The sequence below is a fragment of the Synechococcus sp. BA-120 BA3 genome (genome assembly GCF_034931285.1).
Classification (GTDB): domain Bacteria; phylum Cyanobacteriota; class Cyanobacteriia; order PCC-6307; family Cyanobiaceae; genus Cyanobium.
On record NZ_JAYGHZ010000058.1, the window covers coordinates 1 to 7,922 of the forward strand.

Consider the following 7,922-nt stretch of genomic DNA (forward strand, 5'->3'; position numbering starts at 1 on the left):
GCATATCGAGGCGGCGGGCGATTACATGATCATCTCCACCGGCGACAATTCGCTGGTGCTGCGCGAGACGATGAAGGATCTGGAACGGCGGCTCGACCCGCGCAAGTTCCAGCGGGTGCATCGCAGCCCAATCGTCAATCTGGAGCTGGTGCGGCAGGGCCGGTCGGCCGCGCCGGAAGCCGCCCCCCGCTGCCGGGTGGACGGCGATGAGGTGCTGCGCTGGCTGGCCCGGCCCTGCGAGGCCCCCTTCGATCTGATCTACGCCGATCCGCCCTACGCCGCCGGTCTGTACGCGCCGATTGCGGCGGCGGTGCTCAGGGGCGGCTGGCTGGCCCCCGGGGGAATTCTGGTGTGGGAGTGCGCCAGCGACGCGGTGCCGGAGCTGCCGCAGGGCTGGCGATGCCGCGATCAGCGGCGCTATGGCGGCAGCACGGTGGTGCTGCTGGAGATGGCGATCTCCTGACGCACGGTAACGCCAGCCCAACCATCTTCATCACAATTTTGCCCATCTGCTGCACATCGACAGCAGATCTCAAGTCGGCACGGTCGATGACACCGTTCAGCCCGGATTTAGATGGTATTCAGGGATAGCCCTTCCGGCACTTTCCGTCATGCCAAACCTTTTTTCCAAGCCTTCCAGACCATCCACCATGGCTCCCTTCAGCGCGAAACACCTTCTGACGCGGACCCTGATGGCGGCCGCTCTGATCGGTGGCGGCGCTTCCCTTCTGTCGGCCGGCAGCGCTGAGGCCGTGCAGGTCTTCTGCAACACCAACAATTCCTGGGAAGTGGGAGACAAGCGGATCTCCAACATCCTCTGCAATGGATTCGGCACCCAAAACAGCTTCCTCAGATTCGCCCAGTCCGGCATCACGTATGACTTCGGCGGCTTGTTTGACCCCCTGCCCACAACGCCTGGGAGCATCTCCTACTTACTTGAAGTCATCAATCCAGATCCGAGCGTGAACTTCGCCAGTGTGGAGCTGGACAGCGATTGCGATGACGTTGCAGGAGGTTCCTGCAACGTCAGCAAGGACATCTTCTACAACGCGTTGGGCAGCAGAGGCAACGGTGATGTTTCGCTGCTGTCTGCGAATGGCGAGGAGGCTTTCGCTCCCATCACAGGACGAACCATCTACGTCCTCGATTCCTGGGCTCCCACGGGCAATGCAGCCCTCTCCGGGATCGAAAACGCCTACACGCAAGCCTCCGTCCCCGGCCCCCTGCCCGTCCTCGGCGCCGGTGTGGCCTTCGGCTTCAGCCGCAAGCTGCGCCGTCGCATCCAGGGGGATCGCGTCAAGGCCTGACGGCCCCTCTTGAGAACGTTTCGCGGCCCCGCCTCCCGGCAGGGCCTTTTTTCTTTCCGCACCTGCCTACCCACGTCCTGCCCCTTCCCCCCCCGGACCCCGCCATGGCCGCCGCCCCGACCCGTTTCGATCCACGCTCCGACGATTCCCGACAGATGGGCTCCCAGGTCGGTCTGCTCGCCGTCTGCCTGCTGATCCTTTACGTCCTGGTCGTGCTGGCCGCCATCCTGCCGCCGCGGCTCCTGGATCCGGCCTGGCAGCTGAGGTTCACCGGCGCGCTGATCAACAACGGCTTCCTCGCCCTGCTCGGGGTGGGCCTGCTCCATCTGGCCGCCTATCTCGACCCCGCCAATCCCCATCTGATCCGCCGCCGCGACAACCTCGCCGCCCTGGCCCTGGCCGCCGTGCTGGGCTTTCTGCTGCTGATCCCCCTGCAGGGCTATGCGGTGTGGCGCGGCGTCAGCAACGCCAACGGCCAGCAGAGCAGCCAGCTCCGCCAGGTCACCGGCAGGATCTCGGCCGTGCGGGACGCCATCAACAAATCCGGCAGCACCGCGGACCTGCAACGTCGCCTGCAGGGCCTCGGGGTCCCTCCCCTGAGCCCCGCCGACCTCGCCCAGCCCCTGCCGGCGCTGCGCAAGACCATGCTCGAAACGCTGGAGCGGACGGAGATCCGCGCCGGTGACCAGCTTCGGGGGATTCAGCCCTCGGGTCTCTGGCAGATCATCCAGGGCAGCATCCGTGCCGTCCTCTCCGCCCTCGTGCTGGTGGTCGGCTTCGCCGCCTTCTCCCGGCGCCGGGACTGGTCGATGACGTTGCTGCAGAGCTGGCTGGCAAGGTTCGACCAACGCCGGGGGGGCTTCGGCCACCGGCGCACGGGACTGTTCAGGAGGCACAACCGCAGCAAGGCGGATGCCTTTCTGCAGAGCCTCTGCGACGAAGGGACGACGACGGCGACGCCATCGCCGTCCCAACGGAAGGGCTGAGGTTCAGACGCCGAGGGGGAGAACCGGGCGGCCGGACTGGCTAGGGTGTGTCGAAACGAACGCTCAGCCCCCGAGGGCACTGCCCCGGCGGTACTGGTTCCAGGCCGCCACGAACAGACCCACGAGCGTCACGGGGATCAGTCCAAGCACGATGCCGCAGAGGAGGGGTTCGATCATGGAGGGGCGGTCGGTTCCGGCGATGCACAATTCTTCCACGACCACCGCCGGCAGCGCGAGACCCACCGCAGCACTGTGATCAGTCCGTCCCCCAGCACCCCGGCCGCCGTGACGCCCTCCAGTCCCATGGAAGGCGAACAGCCCCTCGCCCGGCGCCGCAGCCTGGTGGCGGCCCTGGCGACGCTGGCGGCGGTGGCCTGCATCCTGCTGCTGGTGGTGGTGGTGCTGCCGGCGGCCCGCAGCGATCCCTACACCCGCCAGACCCTCGAGCTCACCGGCTCGGCCACCGATGGGGGCCGCCTGTTCCGGCTCAACTGCGCCGGCTGCCACGGGCTGGCCGCCCAGGGGCTGGTGGGCCCGGATCTGCACGGCGTCGAGCGGCGCAAGAACGATCGCCAGCTGATCCAGCAGGTGGTCAGCGGCCGGACCCCGCCCATGCCCAGCTTCCAGCCCGAACCCCAGGCCATGGCCGATCTGCTGGCCTTCCTGCACTCCCTGCCTTGAGCCCCACGCTGGTCCTGGTGGAATCGGCCGGCCCCCTCAACGTGGGCAGCGTGGCCCGGCTCTGCCGCAACTACGGCATCGAGGATCTGCGCCTGGTGGCCCCCCGCTGCGATCCCCTCGGTGAGGAGGCCCGTCTGATGGCCGTCAAGGGGCTGCCCCTGCTGGAGCGGGCGACCATCTTCCCCACCCTGGCCGCCGCCCTGGCCGACTGCGGACGGGTGGTGGCCGCCACTGGCCGTCCGGAGGGGGAGCCCCTGCCCCTGGAGGAACCCGATGAGGCCCTGGCCTGGCTGCTGGCCGGCGAGCCGGCCCTGCCGTCGGCGCTGGTGTTCGGACGGGAGGACCGGGGGCTGAGCAACGACGAGCTGCTGCAGGCGGGCCGGCTGCTGCAGATTCCCACCCCCACCCCCCATGGCTCCCTCAACCTCTCCCATGCCGTGGCAGTCGTGCTGCACGACCTGCACCGCCTCGGGCGGCGCGGCCCGACGCCGGCGCAGGCCCCGGCCCCGCAGGCTCCCGTCGGGGAGGGCCCCTGCCCCCGGGGGGTGCTCGAAGCCATGCTCGACGACGCCCGGGAGCTGCTGCTGGAGGTCGGCTTCCTGCTGCCCCACACCGCCGCCGCCCGGATGGCCAAGCTGCGGGCCCTGCTGCAGCGCGGCCAGGTCAGTGGCCCGGAGGTGGCCCTGCTGCGGGGCATGGTGTGCCAGTTGCGCTGGGCGAGCCGTCGCCCTTTCCCTTCTTCCCAGGACCACTAGCGTCGGACATCGCCCCAACGTCCTGCATCCGTGAGCGCTGGCCGTCCATCCCGTCCCCGCAGCAGCAACCCCTGGCTTCGCCCGGTGGGGCTGGTGCTGCGGCTGATCGTGCTGGGCGTGGGTCTGGGGGTGATCGTGGGCACCGCCCTCAAGCTGATGGCGCCGCGCCTGGTCCAGGGGGCGATCGGCACCCCCGCCCCGGCAGCGCCGGTGGCGACGAAACCCGGCACCGGTCCCATGGCCCTGGGACGCTTCGAACCGCGCCAGGAGCTCGTCGGCCTCAGCCAGCAGTGGGCCCGGCTGGCGGCGGCCCAGAAGGGGCTGACCGCCAGCGCCTTCCTGCTGGTGCTCGACGACGGTCGCTTCGCCCAGCTGCAGCCAGACCTGCCCCTGTCGGCGGCCAGTTCCATCAAGGTGCCGATCCTGCTGGCCAGCCTGGAGGATCTCGATGGCGGCAAGCTGCGCTGGAACGAGCCCATGCCGCTGACCAAGGAGGTGGTGGGGGGCGGCGCCGGCTGGATGGCCAACAAGCCCCTGGGCACCCGCTTCCCCTTCTTCGAGGCCGCCACCGAGATGATCCGGGTGAGCGACAACACCGCCACCAACCTGCTGATCCGCCGTCTGGGCGGCAAGACCGCCCTCAACACCCGCTTCCGCAGCCTCGGCCTGACGGCCACGGTGGTGAACAACTGGCTGCCCGACCTCGACGGCACCAACACCACCAGCTCCCGCGACCTCGCCCGCTCCATCGCCCTGGTGGACACCGGTGACAAGCTCACGCCCCGGGCCCGTGACCTGTTCCGGGAGATCATGGCCACCTCCCGCACCAACACCCTGATCCCCCTCGGCCTGCTGATGGGGATGGGCAAGGACTCCTCCGATCCCGACAGCGAGCTGCTGCCCGAGGGCATCACCGTCTACAACAAGACCGGCGACATCGGCATCGCCTACTCCGACGCCGCCCTGATCCAGCTGCCCAACGGCCAGCGGGCCGTCCTGGCCCTGATGGTGAAGGGTCCCTTCAACGATCCCCGTTCCGCCGAGCTGATCCGGGCAATGGCCGGGGCCGTCACCAAAACCCTCGTCAAACGCTGATGAACGCCCCCATCCGCGCCCTGGTGCTGCCCGCTCTGGGGCTGGCCGCCCTGGGCGGCCCCCTGCTCGCCCAGCCCCAACCCGCCCCCACACCACCGGTGCTGCGCCCGGGCACGGTGGCGCCCCTGCCCGGCCGGCTGGATGCCGTGCCGATGGTGAACGACAACAACCCCGAGGTGATCAAGGGGCCCGGCATCCTGCTGTCCACCTTCGATGGCCAGCGGGGTTACGACGGCCGGCCCCTGGGCGTGCCGTCGGCCCACCTGAACGCGGCCGTCAGCGGCCCCTTCGAGCTGTTCAGCCATCACATCTACGCCGGTACCCCCGAAAGCCTCGACTCCACCCTCTGGGTGGCGGTGGTGGCGGCGCCGCGGGGCACCAGCCCGGTGAGGCTGCGGACCGTGGCGGGCTCCACCGCCCTGTCCCAGTCGGTGGACCCGGACCAGCCCTCGGCCCCCTTCCTGCCCCTGCCGGCGCTCATGGAGCAGGGCAGCACGCCGATCTGGGCCGGCCCCGGCAGCCGGGTGGCCACCGAGCTGCTGGCCCGGCAGCGCAGCCCCCTGGTGCCGGAGGGCTGGACCCTGCCGCCGGGGCAGCTGAGCACCCTGATGGTGCTGCCCCTGCCGGTGCGCGGCCTCGATCCGCTGCTCAACGGCCTCAACCTGCAGCTGCGCCTCAACAGCGACGGGCCGGTGGACGTGGCCACCCTGGCGGCCTTCGGACCCGTGGATCGCCCGCCGGATCCCGCCGTCTGGCAGCGCCTGCTGCAGGGCGGTCTCAGCCCGAAGGAGCACAGCCCCAGCCCCCGGGGGGCCAAGGGCCCGATGATCTATTCCCGCGTCAGCGGGGTCCAGGACGGCAGCGCCTGGGTGGGGCGGATCACCGATCCGGGCCGTCCGACCCTCTCGGTGAGCCGGGCGCCGATCTCCTGGCCGATCGCGTCGCTGGAGCGGGGCACCCTCGGCACCGGCCAGGTGCAGACCGCCCCCCTGCGCGCCTTCTACCCGGGCACCGCCTGGGCGGCCCACGGCAACTACGGCGTCACCTACGACCTCAGCCTGCCGCTGCGCAACGACACCCCCCGGCCCGTGCAGCTCGCGGTGGCCCTGGAATCGCCGATCAAGACCGACCAGCCCCTGGGCGGCCTGCGCTTCAACACCACCCCGGCGCGGGCGGTGATGTTCCGGGGCACCGTGGAGGTCAGCGGCCTCGACAACGACGCAGGGGGCCCAGGGGGTCGGCGCCGGTTCCACCTGGTGCTGCGGGCCGGCCAGGAGGGCCCGCCGCTGGGCACGGTCAGCCTGCGCCCCGGCCAGGAACGGCAGCTGCGGGTGCGGCTGATCTACCCGGCCGACGCCACCCCGCCCCAGGTGCTGTCGCTGATTCCGGTGGCGACGCCGGTGGCCCCAGGGGCGGCCCCTGGGGCGGCTGTGAAACAATCCGGGGCTTCGCCCGCAAGCCGTCCGTGACGCCAACCAGGAAGCGCAGGGTCTTCCCCTTCACCGCCATCGTGGGTCAGGAGGAGATGAAGCTGGCGCTGCTGCTCAACGTGATCGATCCCCGCATCGGCGGCGTGATGATCATGGGCGACCGGGGCACGGGCAAGTCCACCACCATCCGGGCCCTCGCCGATCTGCTGCCGGCGATCGACGTGGTGGCGGGGGACCCCTACAACAGCTCCCCCTCCGATCCCGACCTGCAGAGCAGCGAGGTGCGCCAGCGGGCCGAGCGGGGCGAACAGCTGCCGGTGGAGGCCCGCCAGGTGCCGATGGTCGACCTGCCGCTGGGGGCCACCGAAGATCGCCTCTGCGGCACGATCGACATCGAGAAGGCCCTCAGCGAGGGCGTGCGCGCCTTCGAGCCCGGGCTGCTGGCCAAGGCCAACCGGGGCCTCCTCTACGTCGACGAGGTGAACCTGCTCGACGACCACCTGGTGGACGTGCTGCTGGATTCGGCCGCCTCGGGCTGGAACACGGTGGAGCGGGAAGGGGTGTCGGTGCGGCACCCGGCCCGTTTCGTGCTGATCGGCTCCGGCAACCCCGAGGAGGGAGAGCTGCGGCCCCAGCTGCTGGATCGCTTCGGCATGAGCGTGGAGGTGCGCACCGTGCGGGACCCCGAGCTGCGGGTGCAGGTGGTGGATCAGCGCACCAGCTTCGATGCCGATCCCGACAGCTTCAGCGACCGGCTGCAGAGCACCCAGGAGGCCCTGCAGGCCCGCGTGGTGGAGGCCCAGGAACGGCTGCCCCAGGTGGCCATCGACGACGACCTGCGCATCCGCATCTCGGCGGTCTGCGGCGAGCTGGATGTGGACGGCCTGCGGGGCGACATCGTCACCAATCGGGCCGCCCGGGCGCTGGCGGCCTTCGAGGGCCATGTCGAGGTGAGCGATGACGACGTGGCCCGGGTGGTGGCCTGCTGCCTGCGCCATCGGCTGCGCAAGGACCCCCTCGAGCAGATCGACTCCGGCGAGCGGGTGGTGAAGACGTTCTGCAAGGTGTTCGACCGCCCCGCCGGCGACCCCTCCGCCTTCCAGCTGGCCCTGGCGGGGTGAGGATTCTGGGCATCGATCCCGGGCTGGCGCGCGTCGGCTACGGGGTGATCGATGTGGAAGCTCGCTCCGCCGCGGGCGGCGGCCACCAGCGCCTGCTCGACTGCGGCATGATCCGCACCGAACCCGGCCACAGCGACGGGGATCGCATGGTGGAGATCGCCCGCGATCTGCGCGTGATCGTGCGCCGCTGGCGGCCCCAGCTGGCGGCGGTGGAGAAGTTCTTCTTCTACCGCTCCAGCACCACGATCGCGGTGGTGCAGGCCCGGGGGGTGGTGATGATGACCCTGGCCCGCTTCGCCATTCCGGTGGTGGAGTTCCCGCCGATGCAGATCAAGCTGGCCCTGGCCGGTTCGGGCCACGCCGAAAAGGATGAGGTGCTGGCGGCGGTGATGCGGGAGCTGGATCTGGAGCACCCACCCCGGCCCGACGACGCCGCCGACGCCCTGGCGGTGGCCCTGACCGGCTGGTTTCAACGGTGAGCCCTCCCGCCGGCAACGGGAGCAGCAAGGAGGAGCTGCGGCGCCTGTTCCGCCGGCGGCGGCGGCAG

The 7,922-nt window shown here is 70.6% G+C and carries 10 protein-coding genes; 9 read left to right on the forward strand and 1 reads right to left on the reverse strand.

Annotated elements, in window-relative coordinates; translation table 11 throughout:
- The 3 genes from VB737_RS04205 to VB737_RS04215 all read left to right on the forward strand — a co-directional run.
- Window positions 1–463, forward strand: a 463-nt coding sequence (locus VB737_RS04205) for an RsmD family RNA methyltransferase (protein WP_500311385.1), incomplete at its 5' end; no start/stop codon positions are given.
- A 229-nt stretch (window positions 464–692) separates the two neighbouring features.
- A complete protein-coding gene (locus VB737_RS04210; protein WP_500311387.1) occupies window positions 693–1,307 on the forward strand; it encodes a hypothetical protein in 615 nt (204 codons plus the stop codon).
- 104 nt (window positions 1,308–1,411) lie between these two features.
- Window positions 1,412–2,293, forward strand: a complete 882-nt coding sequence (locus tag VB737_RS04215; protein WP_500311389.1) for a hypothetical protein — start codon at window positions 1,412–1,414, stop codon at window positions 2,291–2,293.
- Between the two features lie 63 nt (window positions 2,294–2,356).
- Here VB737_RS04215 and petG read toward each other — a convergent pair whose 3' ends face one another.
- The gene (gene petG / locus VB737_RS04220) at window positions 2,357–2,470 is read right to left on the reverse strand and encodes a cytochrome b6-f complex subunit V (RefSeq protein ID WP_015110794.1); all 114 of its coding nucleotides are present in this window, start codon (window positions 2,468–2,470) and stop codon (window positions 2,357–2,359) included.
- Between the two features lie 126 nt (window positions 2,471–2,596).
- Here petG and VB737_RS04225 point away from each other — a divergent pair, with 126 nt between their 5' ends.
- The 6 genes from VB737_RS04225 to ruvC are packed head-to-tail and all read left to right on the forward strand — an operon-like array spanning window position 2,597 to window position 7,854.
- Window positions 2,597–2,974, forward strand: a complete 378-nt coding sequence (locus VB737_RS04225) for a c-type cytochrome (RefSeq protein ID WP_500311400.1) — start codon at window positions 2,597–2,599, stop codon at window positions 2,972–2,974.
- Window positions 2,971–3,729 carry an RNA methyltransferase gene (locus VB737_RS04230; protein ID WP_500311392.1) on the forward strand — a complete coding sequence of 253 codons (759 nt, stop codon included), beginning with the start codon at window positions 2,971–2,973 and terminating at the stop codon, window positions 3,727–3,729. The genes VB737_RS04225 and VB737_RS04230 overlap by 4 nt, the downstream gene beginning before the upstream one ends.
- A gap of 30 nt (window positions 3,730–3,759) precedes the next feature.
- Window positions 3,760–4,824 carry a serine hydrolase gene (locus VB737_RS04235; protein ID WP_500311394.1) on the forward strand — a complete coding sequence of 355 codons (1,065 nt, stop codon included), beginning with the start codon at window positions 3,760–3,762 and terminating at the stop codon, window positions 4,822–4,824.
- Window positions 4,824–6,293 carry a DUF3370 domain-containing protein gene (locus VB737_RS04240; RefSeq protein WP_500311395.1) on the forward strand — a complete coding sequence of 490 codons (1,470 nt, stop codon included), beginning with the start codon at window positions 4,824–4,826 and terminating at the stop codon, window positions 6,291–6,293. The genes VB737_RS04235 and VB737_RS04240 overlap by 1 nt, the downstream gene beginning before the upstream one ends.
- A complete protein-coding gene (gene bchI, locus VB737_RS04245; RefSeq protein ID WP_323305151.1) occupies window positions 6,290–7,375 on the forward strand; it encodes a magnesium chelatase ATPase subunit I in 1,086 nt (361 codons plus the stop codon). Before VB737_RS04240 ends, bchI begins: the two co-directional genes overlap by 4 nt.
- Window positions 7,372–7,854: a crossover junction endodeoxyribonuclease RuvC gene (gene ruvC, locus VB737_RS04250; RefSeq protein WP_500311399.1), complete on the forward strand. Its 483-nt coding sequence runs from the start codon at window positions 7,372–7,374 to the stop codon at window positions 7,852–7,854. Before bchI ends, ruvC begins: the two co-directional genes overlap by 4 nt.
- Window positions 7,855–7,922: the final 68 nt, after the last annotated feature.